At 40.4% G+C, this 16,028-nt stretch carries 9 protein-coding genes, 1 tRNA gene and 2 rRNA genes; all 12 read left to right on the forward strand.

The features are described 5' to 3' along the window. The 12 genes from CZ225_RS08950 to CZ225_RS09005 all read left to right on the forward strand — a co-directional run bounded on the left by CZ225_RS08950 (position 1) and on the right by CZ225_RS09005 (position 15,926). Positions 1-74: transfer RNA gene (locus CZ225_RS08950), tRNA-Ala, on the forward strand. A gap of 164 nt (positions 75-238) precedes the next feature. Then, positions 239-3,120: ribosomal RNA gene (locus CZ225_RS08955) — 23S ribosomal RNA — on the forward strand. Between the two features lie 84 nt (positions 3,121-3,204). After that, positions 3,205-3,315: ribosomal RNA gene (gene rrf / locus CZ225_RS08960) — 5S ribosomal RNA — on the forward strand. 553 nt (positions 3,316-3,868) lie between these two features. Continuing rightward, entirely contained in the window at positions 3,869-4,459 is a 591-nt protein-coding gene (locus tag CZ225_RS08965; RefSeq protein WP_077153840.1) for a V-type ATP synthase subunit E family protein, read from the forward strand. A gap of 11 nt (positions 4,460-4,470) precedes the next feature. Next, a complete protein-coding gene (locus CZ225_RS08970; protein ID WP_077153841.1) occupies positions 4,471-5,313 on the forward strand; it encodes a DUF2764 family protein in 843 nt (280 codons plus the stop codon). A gap of 17 nt (positions 5,314-5,330) precedes the next feature. Continuing rightward, entirely contained in the window at positions 5,331-7,085 is a 1,755-nt protein-coding gene (locus CZ225_RS08975; protein WP_025076428.1) for a V-type ATP synthase subunit A, read from the forward strand. A gap of 43 nt (positions 7,086-7,128) precedes the next feature. Continuing rightward, complete coding sequence (locus CZ225_RS08980) at positions 7,129-8,454, forward strand: V-type ATP synthase subunit B (RefSeq protein WP_025076427.1); 1,326 nt, start codon at positions 7,129-7,131, stop codon at positions 8,452-8,454. A gap of 37 nt (positions 8,455-8,491) precedes the next feature. Beyond that, positions 8,492-9,097, forward strand: coding sequence for a V-type ATP synthase subunit D (locus tag CZ225_RS08985; protein ID WP_025076426.1), 606 nt, complete (start codon positions 8,492-8,494; stop codon positions 9,095-9,097). Further along, positions 9,094-10,911: a V-type ATP synthase subunit I gene (locus CZ225_RS08990; protein ID WP_077153842.1), complete on the forward strand. Its 1,818-nt coding sequence runs from the start codon at positions 9,094-9,096 to the stop codon at positions 10,909-10,911. The genes CZ225_RS08985 and CZ225_RS08990 overlap by 4 nt, the downstream gene beginning before the upstream one ends. Positions 10,912-10,997: 86 nt before the next feature. Then, complete coding sequence (locus CZ225_RS08995) at positions 10,998-11,459, forward strand: V-type ATP synthase subunit K (RefSeq protein ID WP_005675599.1); 462 nt, start codon at positions 10,998-11,000, stop codon at positions 11,457-11,459. Positions 11,460-11,661: 202 nt separating this feature from the next. Beyond that, complete coding sequence (locus CZ225_RS09000; protein WP_077153843.1) at positions 11,662-13,323, forward strand: glycogen/starch synthase; 1,662 nt, start codon at positions 11,662-11,664, stop codon at positions 13,321-13,323. Positions 13,324-13,361: 38 nt separating this feature from the next. Further along, a complete protein-coding gene (locus CZ225_RS09005; protein WP_077153844.1) occupies positions 13,362-15,926 on the forward strand; it encodes a glycosyltransferase family 1 protein in 2,565 nt (854 codons plus the stop codon). Positions 15,927-16,028 lie beyond the last annotated feature (102 nt).

Here is a 16,028-nt window from a genome sequence, read left to right on the forward strand (position 1 = left end):
GGGGGATTAGCTCAGCTGGCTAGAGCATCTGCCTTGCACGCAGAGGGTCAACGGTTCGAATCCGTTATTCTCCACGATCTCTGAAACAGAGAAACGATCTTTGACATGATGAAACAAAAAGTAAAATTTAGTAAAGAGCTAAAAGTATATATCGAACCGCACGTTTTAAGTACCGCGATATTGAGTATTCCGGGGTAATACCCTATACTTGATACCTGATACTTAAAGGTCAGTTTGAAAGAAAGTAAATAAGGGCGCATGGCGGATGCCTTGGCTCTCGGAGGCGATGAAGGACGTGATAAGCTGCGATAAGCTCTGGGTAGGTGCAAATAACCTTTGATCCAGAGATTTCCGAATGGGACAACCCGGCATTCTGAAGGAATGTCATCCATCCTAGATGGAAGCTAACGCAGGGAACTGAAACATCTTAGTACCTGCAGGAACAGAAAATAATAATGATTCCCCTAGTAGTGGCGAGCGAACGGGGAATAGCCCAAACCACCCATGTTACGGCATGTGTGGGGTTGTAGGACCACGATGTCGCAAGACATTTGACGAGTAGAACCCTCTGGAAAGCGGGACCATAGACGGTGATAGTCCTGTATACGAAGTCAAATTAAGCGTAGTGGTATCCTGAGTAGCGCGGGACACGAGAAATCTTGCGTGAATCCGCCGGGACCATCCGGTAAGGCTAAATACTCCCGAGAGACCGATAGCGAACCAGTACTGTGAAGGAAAGGTGAAAAGCACTTCGAACAGAAGAGTGAAATAGTCCCTGAAACCATGCGCCTACAAGCGGTCGGAGCTTTTTAAGAAGTGACGGCGTGCCTTTTGCATAATGAACCTACGAGTTACTTTTTCCGGCAAGGTTAAGCATCTTGAGATGCGCAGCCGAAGCGAAAGCGAGTCTTAACAGGGCGTCCAGTCGGAAGGAGTAGACGCGAAACCAAGTGATCTACCCTTGACCAGGTTGAAGGCTAGGTAACACTAGCTGGAGGACCGAACCAATAAGCGTTGAAAAGCTTCTGGATGAGTTGAGGGTGGGGGTGAAAGGCTAATCAAACTTGGAGATAGCTCGTACTCCCCGAAATGCATTTAGGTGCAGCCTTGTGAGTTACTAATGTGAGGTAGAGCGACTGATAAGATGCGAGGGCTTCACCGCCTATCAAGTCTTGACAAACTCCGAATGCGCATTAGTCCCATCACAGGAGTGAGGGCATGGGTGCTAAGGTCCATGTCCTAAAGGAGAAGAATCCAGACCATCAGCTAAGGTCCCCAAATAAACACTAAGTTGAACTAACGAAGTCAGATTGCTAAGACAGCTAGGATGTTGGCTTGGAAGCAGCCATTCATTTAAAGAGTGCGTAACAGCTCACTAGTCGAGGAGTTTGGCGTGGATAATAATCGGGCATCAAGTGTTTTACCGAAGCTATGGGATCAGCAATGATCGGTAGGGGAGCATTCCACTCGGCGTCGAAGGTGAAGCGTGAGCTTTGCTGGAGCGTGTGGAAAAGCAAATGTAGGTATAAGTAACGATAAAGGGGGTGAGAAACCCCCTCGCCGAAAGACTAAGGTTTCCTGATCAACGCTAATCGGATCAGGGTTAGTCGGGTCCTAAGGCTCAGCCGAACGGTGATGCCGATGGCAGAACAGGTTAATATTCCTGTACTACCTTAAGGAGTGACGTGGAGACGGAGGCGTGACAACGCCGCGGACTGACGGAATAGTCCGTTGAAGGGTGTAGATGTTGATTGTCCCAGGCAAATCCGGGACAAGAGTCGAACCTGATAGTATGGAGCGTTCTTCGGAACAATCCAATAGCGCGTGTAATCATACTCCCAAGAAAATCCGCTAAACTTCATCCTTGAGGTACCCGTACCGCAAACGGACACACGTAGTCGGGTTGAATATACTAAGGCGCTTGAGTGATTCACGGTTAAGGAACTAGGCAAATTGACCCTGTAACTTCGGGATAAAGGGTCCCAGCTGCGAGGCTGGGCGCAGAGAATAGGTCCAGGCAACTGTTTAACAAAAACACAGGGCTGTGCCAAATCGAAAGATTCCGTATACAGCCTGACACCTGCCCGGTGCTGGAAGGTTAAGAGGAGAGCTTATCGCAAGAGAAGGTTTGAATTGAAGCCCCAGTAAACGGCGGCCGTAACTATAACGGTCCTAAGGTAGCGAAATTCCTTGTCGGGTAAGTTCCGACCTGCACGAATGGTGTAATGATCTGGACACTGTCTCAACCGTGAGCTCAGTGAAATTGTAGTATCGGTGAAGATGCCGATTACCCGCGATGGGACGAAAAGACCCCGTGAACCTTTACTATAGCTTAACATTGAATTTGGGTAATTGATGTGTAGGATAGGCCGGAGACATTGAAGCGCAGACGCCAGTTTGTGCGGAGTCGCTGTTGAAATACGGCCCTTTGGTTATTTGAGTTCTAACTCGTGTATTCGAGGACACTGTTTGGTGGGTAGTTTGACTGGGGTGGTCGCCTCCAAAAGCGTAACGGAGGCTTCTAAAGGTGCCCTCAGGACGATTGGTAACCGTCCGCAGAGTGTAATGGCATAAGGGCGCTTGACTGGGAGACTAACAAGTCGATCAGGTAGGAAACTAGAGCATAGTGATCCGGTGTTTCCGTATGGAAGGGACATCGCTCAAAGGATAAAAGGTACTCCGGGGATAACAGGCTGATCCCTCCCAAGAGCTCATATCGACGGAGGGGTTTGGCACCTCGATGTCGGCTCGTCACATCCTGGGGCTGGAGAAGGTCCCAAGGGTTGGGCTGTTCGCCCATTAAAGTGGCACGCGAGCTGGGTTCAGAACGTCGTGAGACAGTTCGGTCTCTATCTATCGTGGGCGTATGAAATTTGCGTGGCTCTGACACTAGTACGAGAGGACCGTGTTGGACTGACCTCTGGTTTACCGGTTGTGCCGCCAGGTGCATTGCCGGGTATCTAAGTCGGGATTGGATAAGTGCTGAAAGCATCTAAGTACGAAGCCAGCCACAAGATTAGATTTCTTAGGGTCGTCAAAGACGATGACGTTGATAGGATGCAGGTGTACAGGTGGTAACATCTTAGCCGAGCATTACTAATTGCCCGTGTACTTTCTTTCCATTGCCGGTTGGTATATACGTTTAGCGGAATAATGTTTGCTTGATTTTTACTTTTCATCATGTCATAACCTTATTGAATTCATTCAGGTGGTTATAGCACGAGGGTTCCACCTCTTCCCATTCCGAACAGAGAAGTTAAGCCTCGTCACGCCGATGGTACTGCGTAACAGTGGGAGAGTAGGTAACCGCCGTTTTGGAAGAAGCCCCTTGAGTTTAACCACTCAAGGGGCTTTCTGTTTTTAGATGCTTCGATGAAGGGAACATAATCCTCATAATACTTATTTACCTATTAGAATGTATCGGTTAAGAATGTGCTGGAGATTTAGGAATATTGTTTAAATACTACTAATGTAGAATATATTTCCAGCATATTTTTAAGTTGTATAGCGCGAAGGCTGAAACAAGTGTTTGGAATATATTAGAAAGTAGCATTGTAAGATAGGTGTTTTTAGTACTTAATATATCCGTTTTATTCTCCTTTTTTACTGTTTCAGAGTTTATTTGTTTTTTTGTTTTCTGCCTTTTGGCTATATTTGTTCTGTTCTTTTAATTAAGGCTAATATTGTCATTTAGTAATCATAATGCGGAAAAAACGGAATAAAAATAGTGTAATTCTGTGATTTTTTAAGAAGTGAACCGTTTTCTTTTCATCTTTCTCTTTTTTATCAAATTGATTTTTGTAAATTTGGCGAGAATCTGATAAGGAACATAATTAATATAGTAATAATACTAAATACTCCTGTTTATATGGAAAACAAAATTCAAGAGTTGACCGATAAGATTTATCGTGAAGGCGTGGAAAAAGGAAACGAAGAAGCGCAAAGACTTATCGCGAATGCTCAGGAAGAAGCAAAAAAGATTATTGAGGATGCTCGTAAAGAAGCTGAATCAATTGTAGCCTCCTCTCGTAAATCTGCTGATGAACTGGCAGAGAATACAAAATCAGAGTTAAAATTATTTGCAGGTCAGTCTGTTAATGCACTCAAGTCAGAGATTGCAACTATTGTTACTGACAAGTTAGTAACTGCCTCAGTGAAGGATTTCACACAAAATAAGGATTTTCTGAATGCCTTTATTGTGGCGTTGGCATCTAAATGGAGTGCAGATGAACCGATTGTTATATCAACTACGGATGCAGACTCTTTGAAGAAGTATTTTGCAATACATGCAAAAGCTTTGTTGGATAAAAGCGTAACGATTCAGCAAGTAAATGGTATAAAGACTTTATTTACTGTTTCTCCTGCGGACGGTTCTTATAAAGTGAACTTCGGAGAAGAAGAATTCATGAATTACTTCAAAGCATTTTTGCGTCCTCAATTAGTAGAAATGCTATTTTAAAAGAGGCGACTATGAGTAGTAAATACTATTACTTAGTAGCAGGTTTACCGGAACTTTCATTAGAGGATAGTAAACTGAGTTATACAGTAGCTGATTTTAAAACAGAGATCTATCGTGGATTGTCTACTTCAGATCAAAAATTGATAGACTTATTCTATTTGAAGTTTGATAATGCTAATGTATTGAAACTTTTAAAAGATAAGGAAGCAGAAATAGACACACGAGGAAATTATTCTGCCGCTGAACTAACTGAATATATTTCTATATTGAAAGAGGGAGGAGAAATTAGTCCGAAAGATTTTCCTGCTTATCTTTCTGTCTTCATTCTTGATTATTTGAATACAACTGTAGAAAGTACGGTGTTATATGAAGATCATTTAGCTGCTCTATATTATGAGTATGCAATGAAGTGTGGAAATAAGTTTGTTTCTGCTTGGTTTGAATTCAATTTGAATATCAATAATATTCTTGTCGCTTTTACAGCTCGTAAATTTAAATGGGATATTGCTGGTAATATTGTGGGTAATACAGATGTATGTGAAGCTTTGCGTACGTCTAGTGCTCGTGATTTCGGTTTGTCTGGTGAAGTCGATTTTTGGGAATCATTGGTGAAAATCAATGAAATCACAGAATTGGTGGAACGTGAAAAGAAATTGGATGCTTTGCGGTGGAATTGGATAGAAGATGCTATTTTCTTTGATTATTTCACTATTGAACGTATTTTCGCTTTCTTGCTGAAATTGGAAATGATAGAGCGTTGGATTTCGTTGGATAAAGAGAAGGGAAATCAGTTGTTCCGCAGCATAATTGAATCACTGAAGAACGAAGTACAGATTCCCGCAGAATTTAGATAATAAATTTTAAAAAATATATGGCAACAAAAGGAACTGTTAGTGGCGTTATTGCCAACATGGTGACCCTCGTCGTTGATGGACCGGTAGCTCAGAATGAGATTTGTTATATCTCTACTGGTGGAGATAAATTAATGGCGGAGGTGATTAAGGTTGTAGGTTCTCATGTATACGTTCAGGTGTTTGAAAGTACGCGTGGATTGAAGGTGGGGGCTGAAGCCGAATTTACAGGACACATGCTCGAAGTGACTTTAGGTCCGGGTATGTTATCTAAAAATTATGATGGTCTGCAAAATGACCTTGACAAGATGGATGGTGTTTTCTTAAAAAGAGGACAGTACACTTATCCATTAGATAAAGAGCGTGTATGGCATTTTGTTCCGATGGTGAATGTTGGTGATAAGGTGCAATCTTCTGCATGGTTAGGTCAGGTAGACGAGAACTTCCAGCCATTGAAAATTATGGCTCCGTTTACTATGGAAGGTACTGCAACGGTGAAGTCAATTGTACCTGAGGGAGATTATAAGATTGAAGATGTCATAGCAATTTTGACGGATGAAGAAGGAAATGATATTTCCGTAACTATGATTCAGAAGTGGCCGGTAAAACGAGCTATGACAAATTATAAAGAGAAACCACGTCCTTTCAAATTATTGGAAACGGGTGTACGCGTAATTGATACTTTGAATCCGATTGTAGAAGGTGGTACGGGATTTATTCCCGGTCCGTTTGGTACGGGTAAAACAGTGCTACAGCATGCTATTTCAAAACAAGCGGAAGCGGATATTGTAATCATTGCAGCTTGTGGTGAACGTGCAAATGAGGTTGTGGAAATCTTTACGGAATTTCCGGAATTGGTAGACCCACATACCGGACGTAAATTGATGGAACGTACTATTATTATAGCAAATACTTCCAATATGCCTGTAGCTGCTCGTGAAGCATCTGTTTATACAGCGATGACTTTGGCTGAATATTACCGTTCTATGGGATTAAAAGTATTGTTAATGGCAGACTCTACTTCTCGTTGGGCGCAGGCTCTCCGTGAAATGTCTAACCGTATGGAAGAGTTGCCTGGACCTGATGCTTTCCCGATGGATATTTCAGCTATTATTTCCAACTTCTATGGGCGTGCCGGTTATGTGAAGTTGGCTAATGATGAAACAGGTTCCATTACATTTATCGGTACAGTATCTCCTGCCGGTGGTAACTTGAAAGAGCCTGTAACTGAGAATACCAAGAAAGTAGCTCGTTGTTTCTATGCCCTTGAACAGGATCGTGCTGATAAGAAGCGTTATCCGGCTGTGAATCCGATTGATTCTTATTCCAAATATATTGAATATCCTGAATTTGAAGAATACATCAAAGATCACATCAATGATGAGTGGATTGGTAAAGTGAATGAACTTAAAACTCGTTTGCAACGTGGTAAGGAAATCGCTGAGCAGATTAATATCTTAGGTGATGACGGTGTACCTGTGGAATATCATGTCATCTTCTGGAAGTCTGAGTTGATCGATTTCGTAATCCTGCAGCAGGATGCTTTCGATGAGATTGATGCGGTAACTCCGATGGAACGCCAGGAAGCTATTTTGAATATGATTATTGATATTTGTCATACGGAATTTGAGTTTGATAACTTCAATGAAGTTATGGACTTTTTCAAGAAGATGATTAATATCTGTAAGCAGATGAACTACTCGAAGTATCAGTCTGAACAATATGAAGGATTCAAACAACAGTTGAAGGAATTGATTGCTGAAAGAAGTGTTTGATCAGCAATCATAATTCAAAATTTATAATTCATAAATATTAAAGATGGCAACAAAAGCTTTTCAAAAGATATATACCAAAATTACTCAGATTACTAAGGCTACCTGTTCGTTGAAAGCAACAGGAGTGGGGTATGACGAGCTTGCCACTGTGAATGGTAAACTGGCACAGGTGGTAAAGATTGCCGGTGATGATGTCACTTTGCAGGTATTTGAAGGTACGGAAGGTATTCCGACCAATGCGGAAGTGGTATTTCTTGGTAAATCGCCTACATTGAAAGTGAGCGAACAATTGGCCGGACGTTTCTTTAATGCTTTCGGTGATCCGATTGACGGAGGACCGGAAATTGAAGGACAAGAAGTTGAAATCGGCGGTCCGTCAGTAAATCCGGTACGTCGTAAACAGCCTTCGGAGCTTATTGCGACAGGTATTGCAGGTATTGACCTGAATAATACCTTAGTTTCCGGTCAGAAAATCCCATTTTTTGCAGACCCTGACCAGCCTTTCAACCAAGTAATGGCGAATGTAGCATTGCGTGCGGAAACTGATAAAATTATTTTGGGTGGTATGGGTATGACTAATGATGATTACCTATATTTTAAGAATGTGTTCTCTAATGCAGGTGCTCTCGATCGTATCGTGAGTTTTATGAATACCACAGAAAATCCTCCGGTAGAACGTCTGTTAATTCCGGATATGGCACTGACTGCTGCTGAATATTTTGCTGTGAATAATAATGAGAAAGTCCTTGTATTATTGACAGATATGACTAGTTATGCCGATGCGTTAGCAATCGTGTCTAACCGTATGGATCAGATTCCGTCAAAAGACTCTATGCCGGGTTCACTTTATTCGGATTTGGCAAAGATTTACGAGAAAGCAGTACAATTCCCGTCAGGTGGTTCTATCACTATTATTGCGGTAACTACTTTGTCAGGAGGAGATATTACACACGCTGTACCCGATAATACAGGTTATATTACTGAAGGTCAATTATTCCTTCGTCGTGATAGCGATATTGGTAAAGTAATCGTCGATCCGTTCCGTTCATTGTCTCGTTTGAAACAGTTAGTAACCGGTAAGAAGACACGTAAAGACCATCCACAAGTGATGAATGCTGCCGTACGTTTGTATGCTGATGCTGCTAATGCCAAAACAAAGATGGAAAATGGTTTTGACTTGACGAATTACGACGAACGTACACTTGCTTTTGCGAAAGATTATTCTAACCAGTTGTTGGCTATTGATGTCAATCTTGATACGACAGAAATGCTTGATGTAGCTTGGGGCTTGTTTGGCAAGTATTTCCGTCCGGAAGAAGTAAATATCAAGAAAGAATTGTTAGATCAATATTGGCCCAAAGGTGAATAAAAGAGCGATTAGTAATTAATAATTAGCAATTAATAACGTGGCTATAAAGTTTCAATATAACAAAACCTCTCTTCAGCAGCTCGAAAAGCAACTGAAAGTGCGGGTACGTACACTTCCTATTATTAAGAATAAGGAAAGTGCCCTCCGCATGGAAGTGAAACGCTGTAAAACGGAAGCTGCTGATCTGGAGGATAGGCTCGAACAACAAATTCAAGCCTATGAAGCCATGTTCGCCCTTTGGAATGAATTTGATGCTTCATTGATAAAGGTGAATGATGTTCATCTTGGTGTGAAAAAGATTGCGGGTGTACGTGTACCGTTGCTTGAGAATATAGATTTCGAGATACGCCCGTACAGCTTATTCAATGCTCCCAAATGGTATGCCGATGGTATCCATTTGTTGAAAGAGCTTGCTCATACAGCTATTGAACGTGAATTTATACTCGCCAAGTTGAATCTATTAGAACATGCAAGGAAAAAGACCACTCAGAAAGTGAATCTTTTTGAGAAGGTACAGATACCGGGTTATCAGGATGCATTGCGAAAGATTAAACGATTCATGGAAGACGAAGAAAACCTGTCGAAGTCATCGCAAAAGATCATGAAATCCCATCAAGAACAAAGGAAGGAGGTAGAGGCATGATTACAAAAATGAAGAAACTTACGTTCCTGGTCTATCACAAGGAGTATGAACAATTTCTGAATAGTTTGCGTGAACTTGGTGTAGTCCACATTGTGGAAAAACAACAAGGTGCTGCTGATAATACAGAATTGCAAGAAAACATACGGCTTTCTAATCGGTTAATGTCTACTTTAAAATTGCTTCAGAATCAGAAACATGCCAAAGATGCAGTTATAGCTAAAGAAGGCGGTACGTCTGCTCGTGGATTGCAAGTGTTGGACGAAGTAGATGCATTACAAATAGAGCATGGAAAATTATCTCAACAGCTGCAAGGCTATGCAAAGGAAATAGACTCATTACAGGCTTGGGGAAACTTTGAGCCTGCAAATGTGCAGAAGTTGAAAGATGCCGGATATGTGATTGGTTTCTATACTTGTTCGGAGGGTAACTATAAAGAAGAATGGGAGACGGAATACAATGCTATGATTGTGAATCGCATTTCTTCAAAGGTATTCTTCGTAACTCTGACCAAAGCTGGGCAAGAGGTGGACCTGGATGTAGAACAGGCAAAACTTCCTGCTTATTCTCTAACGTATCTTAATACGTTGTATAATACTACTGAGCAGGCTATTGAAGAGAATGAAAAGAAATTGGTAGTACTCTCTGAAACAGAAATTCCTTCGTTGAAGAAAGCTCTGCAAGAGATACAAGGGCAGATCGAATTCTCCAAAGTTGTGCTGAATACAGAACAAACAGCTGGTGATAAACTAATGCTAATAGAAGGATGGGCACCTGCTTCCAGCAAGTTGGAAATTGAAGCTTATCTGAATGATGCACATGTTTATTATGAGATTACAGATCCTGTACCGGGAGACAATGTCCCTATTCAGTTGAATAATAAAGGATTCTTCTCTTGGTTCGAACCAATCTGTAAATTGTATATGCTTCCAAAGTATAATGAATTGGACTTGACTCCATTCTTTGCTCCATTCTTTATGATTTTCTTCGGACTTTGTTTGGGAGATTCAGGTTATGGCCTGTTCCTGTTTGTAGGAGCTACGGCATATCGATTGATTGCAAAGAAACTAAGTCCGAATATGAAATCGATTCTGTCATTAATACAGATATTGGCGACTTCAACCTTCTTCTGCGGCTTGCTGACAGGTACTTTCTTTGGAGCTAATATTTATAATCTGGACTGGCCTATTGTGCAACGTTTGAAACATGCCGTATTCATGGATAATAATGATATGTTCCGTTTATCACTGATTTTGGGGGCAATTCAAATTATATTTGGTATGGTATTGAAAGCAGTTAATCAAACAATTCAGTTTGGATTCAAATATGCGATTGCTACAATCGGATGGATTATCTTGTTGATATCCATGGCTTTTTCAGCTTTATTGCCGAAAATAATGCCGATGGGAAGCACACTGCATTTGATTATACTGGCAATCTGTGGTGTGATGATTTTCCTTTTCAACAGTCCTGGAAAGAATATTTTCCTAAATATCGGATTAGGATTATGGGATTCTTACAACATGGTTACCGGTTTGTTAGGCGATGTATTGTCTTACGTCCGTCTGTTTGCTCTTGGACTGTCCGGAGGTATTCTTGCGGGAGTATTCAATAGTTTGGCAGTAGGTATGAGTCCTGATAATGTAATTGCGGGTCCGATTGTGATGGTGCTAATTTTCGTTATTGGTCATGCAATCAATATCTTTATGAATGTGCTTGGAGCAATGGTTCATCCGATGCGTTTGACATTTGTTGAGTTCTTCAAGAACTCAGGATATGAAGGAGGAGGTAAGGAGTACAAACCCTTTAAAAATTGATAGTTGTTGGTAGTAATTGACTGCCTACTATTATAAAAGAATAAAAAAAAGAATTAGAATTAAACAATAAAAAATAGAATAAGATTATGGAAATGAATTTGTTTATTGCCTATATTGGCATCGCAGTTATGGTTGGTTTGTCAGGCATTGGTAGTGCTTACGGAGTAACTATTGCAGGTAATGCAGCTATTGGTGCATTGAAAAAGAACGATAGTGCATTTGGTAACTTCCTTGTATTAACAGCTCTTCCGGGTACACAGGGGCTTTATGGATTTGCCGGTTATTTTATGTTCCAGACTATTTTTGGTATCTTAACTCCTGAAATTACTGCCATTCAGGCATCAGCCGTTTTAGGTGCAGGTATCGCATTAGGATTGGTTGCATTATTCTCGGCAATCCGTCAGGGACAAGTTTGTGCTAATGGTATCGCGGCTATTGGACAAGGACACAATGTATTTAGTAACACGTTGATTCTTGCTGTATTTCCGGAACTTTATGCAATCGTAGCTTTGGCTGCAACCTTCTTGATTGGTAGTGCACTTGCATAATTTTTACTAAGAATATTTTTTAATAAAGAACTTTCTATCCCCTTGTGGATGCACCTTTGCATTCACAAGGGGATTATCTTTTTTATACTTTGGTTTTGTTTCTTTCTATTTTCTACTTCATATTTTTTGTATAAAGTATTATTTTTCAAAGAATAATGTGTATTTTTGCACTCGCATACTAAAAAGAGTTTTAATATATTATATGGTAAAAGATTTATTAACCCCCGATTATATCTTCGAAGCCAGCTGGGAAGTATGTAATAAAGTGGGAGGGATATATACTGTCTTGTCTACAAGGGCAAATACGTTGCAGGAGAAGTTTCGTGATAGGATATTTTTTATCGGTCCTGATGTATGGCAAGGCAAAGAGAACCCTCTGTTCGCCGAATCAGAAAATCTTTGTGCTGCATGGAAAAAACATGCACAGGAGAAAGATAATCTTTCCGTCCGTATAGGACGATGGAATATTCCAGGTGAGCCAATTGTCATTCTAGTCGATTTCCAACCTTTATTTGAGAAGAAAAACGAAATATACACAGAAATGTGGAATCGTTTTCAAGTAGATTCGTTACACGCTTATGGCGATTATGACGAAGCTTCTATGTTCTCTTATGCAGCAGGTAGAGTAGTGGAGAGTTTCTATCGCTATAATCTGACTGAAACAGATAAAGTGGTATATCAGGCACATGAGTGGATGACAGGAATGGGAGCACTTTATGTACAGGAAGCTGTGCCGGAGATTGGTACTATTTTTACGACCCATGCTACTTCTATCGGACGTTCGATAGCTGGTAACAACAAGCCGTTGTATGACTATCTGTTTGCTTATAATGGCGATCAGATGGCTGAAGAACTGAACATGCAATCCAAACATTCTATAGAAAAGCAGACGGCTCATTATGTGGACTGTTTTACTACCGTTAGCGAAATTACAAATAACGAGTGTAGAGAGCTACTTGATAAACCGGCAGATGTCATTCTGATGAATGGTTTTGAAGATGATTTTGTGCCCAAAGGTTCTACGTTTACGGGTAAACGCAAACGTGCACGCGCTTTGTTGTTGAATGTAGCCAATAAATTATTGGGAACAGATCTGGATAACGATACGCTAATTGTCGGAACCAGTGGGCGATATGAATTCAAAAATAAAGGTATTGATGTATTTCTGGAGTCATTGAACCGTTTAAATCGTGATAAGAACTTGCATAGGAATGTATTGGCATATGTAAATGTTCCAGGTTGGGTGGGAGAACCTCGTGAAGACTTACAAGCTCGTTTGAAGAGTAAGGATCAGTTTGACACTCCCCTTGAAGTTCCTTTCATTACTCATTGGCTGCATAATATGACTCATGACCAGGTATTGGATATGCTGAAATATCTAGGAATGGGTAATCGTCCGGAGGACAAGGTAAAAGTTATTTTCGTACCTTGTTATTTGAATGGATGGGATGGAATAATGAACAAAGACTATTATGATTTGTTGCTGGGACAGGATATGAGCATTTATGCTTCTTATTATGAACCTTGGGGATATACTCCATTGGAGAGTGCAGCATTCCATGTTCCAACCATTACTACCGATCTGGCAGGATTTGGTCTATGGGTGAATAGCCTGAAAAAACAACATGGCATTAATGATGGAGTAGAGGTACTACATCGCTCAGACTATAATTATTCGGAAGTAGCAGATGGTATTAAAGATACAATCACCCTCTTTGCGAATAAGACAGATAAAGAAGTGAAGGAAATTCGCAAGCGCGCTGCTGAAGTAGCAGAACAGGCTTTGTGGAAGCACTTTATACAATACTATTATGAGGCTTATGACATTGCATTGCGCAATGCTTTGAAGCGTCAGCTCAGTTAAAAAACAATTTATTCATCAATAAGTAAATTAAAAACATTATGAAAATTCAAGTAAGTAATGTGAACACTCCTAACTGGAAAGAGGTTACTGTTAAATCTCGTATCCCTGTAGAGTTGGAGAAGTTATCTGAGATTGCACGTAATATTTGGTGGGCGTGGAACTTTGAGGCGACAGAACTTTTTAGAGATTTAGATCCGGAACTTTGGAAGGAATGTGGACAGAATCCAGTGCTATTGTTAGAGCGTATGAGCTATGAAAAGTTAGAAGCTCTTGCAAAAGACAAAGTGATTCTGAGAAGAATGAATGATGTATATACGAAATTTAGAGACTACATGGATGTGAAGCCGGATGATCAACGTCCGTCTATAGCCTATTTCAGTATGGAATATGGTTTGAGCCATGTATTGAAAATATATTCTGGTGGTCTGGGCGTGTTAGCTGGTGACTATTTAAAAGAAGCTTCTGACAGTAATGTAGATTTATGTGCGGTAGGTTTTCTTTATCGTTACGGATATTTTACACAGACGTTGTCAATGGATGGACAGCAGATTGCAAATTATGAAGCTCAAAATTTCGGGCAACTTCCTATTGATCGTGTATTGGATGCTGAAGGTAAACCATTGGTTGTAGATGTTCCTTATTTAGATTATTACGTTCATGCAAATGTGTGGCGTGTAAATGTAGGACGTATTTCCTTGTATCTGTTGGATACAGATAATGAAATGAATAGCGAGTTTGATCGTCCGATCACTTATCAGTTATATGGTGGTGATTGGGAAAACCGTTTGAAACAGGAAATTCTGTTAGGTATCGGTGGTATTCTGACTCTGAAGGCATTAGGCATTCAAAAAAATATTTATCATTGTAATGAAGGACATGCTGCATTAATTAATGTTCAACGTATCTGTGATTATGTAGCTACTGGATTAACTTATGATCAAGCTATTGAATTGGTGCGTGCATCATCGCTCTATACAGTTCATACTCCGGTTCCGGCTGGTCATGATTACTTTGACGAAGGTTTATTCGGTAAGTACATGGGTGGATATCCTGCAAAAATGGGCATCAGTTGGGATGATTTGATGGATCTTGGCCGTAATAATCCAGGTGACAAAGGCGAACGCTTTTGTATGTCTGTATTTGCTTGTAATACTTCTCAGGAAGTAAATGGTGTAAGTTGGTTACATGGCAAGGTTTCTCAGGAGATGTTCTCTTCTATCTGGAAAGGTTACTTCCCTGAAGAAAATCATGTTGGGTATGTAACTAACGGTGTTCACTTCCCGACTTGGAGTGCAACAGAATGGAAACAATTGTACTTTAAATATTTTAATGAGAGCTTTTGGTACGATCAATCCAATCCGAAGATTTGGGAAGCAATCTACAATGTGCCCGATGAAGAGATTTGGAAGACTCGTATGACAATGAAGAATAAATTGGTAGATTTCATTCGTAAGTCATTCCGTGATACTTGGTTGAAGAACCAAGGAGACCCTTCACGCATCGTATCATTAATGGATAAAATTAATCCGAATGCATTGTTGATTGGTTTCGGACGTCGTTTTGCCACTTACAAACGTGCACATTTGCTGTTTACTGATTTGGAACGTCTCTCTAAGATCGTAAATAATCCTGATTATCCGGTACAATTCCTGTTTACAGGAAAAGCTCACCCACACGATGGAGCAGGACAAGGATTGATCAAACGTATTATTGAGATATCTCGTCGCCCGGAATTCTTAGGCAAGATTATCTTCCTTGAAAATTATGATATGCAGTTGGCTCGTCGTCTGGTTTCGGGTGTAGATATTTGGTTGAATACTCCGACACGTCCTTTAGAGGCATCTGGTACATCTGGCGAAAAAGCATTGATGAATGGTGTTGTGAATTTCTCAGTGTTAGACGGATGGTGGTTGGAAGGCTATCGCGAAGGTGCTGGTTGGGCATTGACTGAAAAACGTACTTACCAGAACCAAGAACATCAGGATCAGCTGGATGCTGCTACCATTTATAGTATTCTCGAAACTGAGATTCTGCCGTTATATTATGCTCGTAATAAGAAAGGATATTCTGAAGGTTGGATCAAAGTTGTGAAAAACTCTATCGCTCAGATAGCTCCTCATTATACAATGAAACGTCAGTTGGATGATTACTTCAATAAGTTCTATTGCAAACAGGCTAAACGTTTCCAAGCTTTGGCTGCCAATAACAATGCAAAGGCAAAAGAAATTGCAGCATGGAAAGAAGAAGTTGTTGCGAAGTGGGATTCTATTGAAATTGTTTCTTGTGACAAAGTAGAGGAACTTGAAATAGGAGATATTGAAAGTGGAAAAGAATATACTATTACTTTCGTAATTGATGAAAAAGGTTTGAATGACGCAGTAGGACTAGAATTAGTTACTACTTATACAACTGCGGACGGGAAACAACATATTTACTCGGTAGAACCATTTAGTGTAATTAAGAAAGACGGTGATTTATATACATTCCAGGCTAAACATAGCTTGTCTAATGCGGGCAGCTTTAAGGTTTCTTATCGTATGTTCCCGAAAAATCAGGATCTTCCACATCGTCAAGATTTCTGTTACGTGCGTTGGTTTGTTTAATTATTTGATGAAAGGTAAGGAAGCATGTTTCGCCCATGACTTTCTTATATAAAATTAGCCTCTGTAATTTTGAATTGCAGGGGCTAAAATTTTATAATTTAA

Source organism: Bacteroides bouchesdurhonensis (assembly GCF_900155865.1).
Lineage (GTDB): Bacteria > Bacteroidota > Bacteroidia > Bacteroidales > Bacteroidaceae > Bacteroides > Bacteroides bouchesdurhonensis.

Bases quoted from the DNA above. Each gene is read 5' to 3' on its own strand.
- CZ225_RS08965 (WP_077153840.1), top strand. From the start codon at position 3,869: ATGGAAAACAAAATTCAAGAGTTGACCGATAAGATTTATCGTGAAGGC.
- CZ225_RS08970 (WP_077153841.1), top strand. From the start codon at position 4,471: ATGAGTAGTAAATACTATTACTTAGTAGCAGGTTTACCGGAACTTTCA.
- CZ225_RS08975 (WP_025076428.1), top strand. From the start codon at position 5,331: ATGGCAACAAAAGGAACTGTTAGTGGCGTTATTGCCAACATGGTGACC.
- CZ225_RS08980 (WP_025076427.1), top strand. From the start codon at position 7,129: ATGGCAACAAAAGCTTTTCAAAAGATATATACCAAAATTACTCAGATT.
- CZ225_RS08990 (WP_077153842.1), top strand. From the start codon at position 9,094: ATGATTACAAAAATGAAGAAACTTACGTTCCTGGTCTATCACAAGGAG.
- CZ225_RS08995 (WP_005675599.1), top strand. From the start codon at position 10,998: ATGGAAATGAATTTGTTTATTGCCTATATTGGCATCGCAGTTATGGTT.
- CZ225_RS09000 (WP_077153843.1), top strand. From the start codon at position 11,662: ATGGTAAAAGATTTATTAACCCCCGATTATATCTTCGAAGCCAGCTGG.
- CZ225_RS09005 (WP_077153844.1), top strand. From the start codon at position 13,362: ATGAAAATTCAAGTAAGTAATGTGAACACTCCTAACTGGAAAGAGGTT.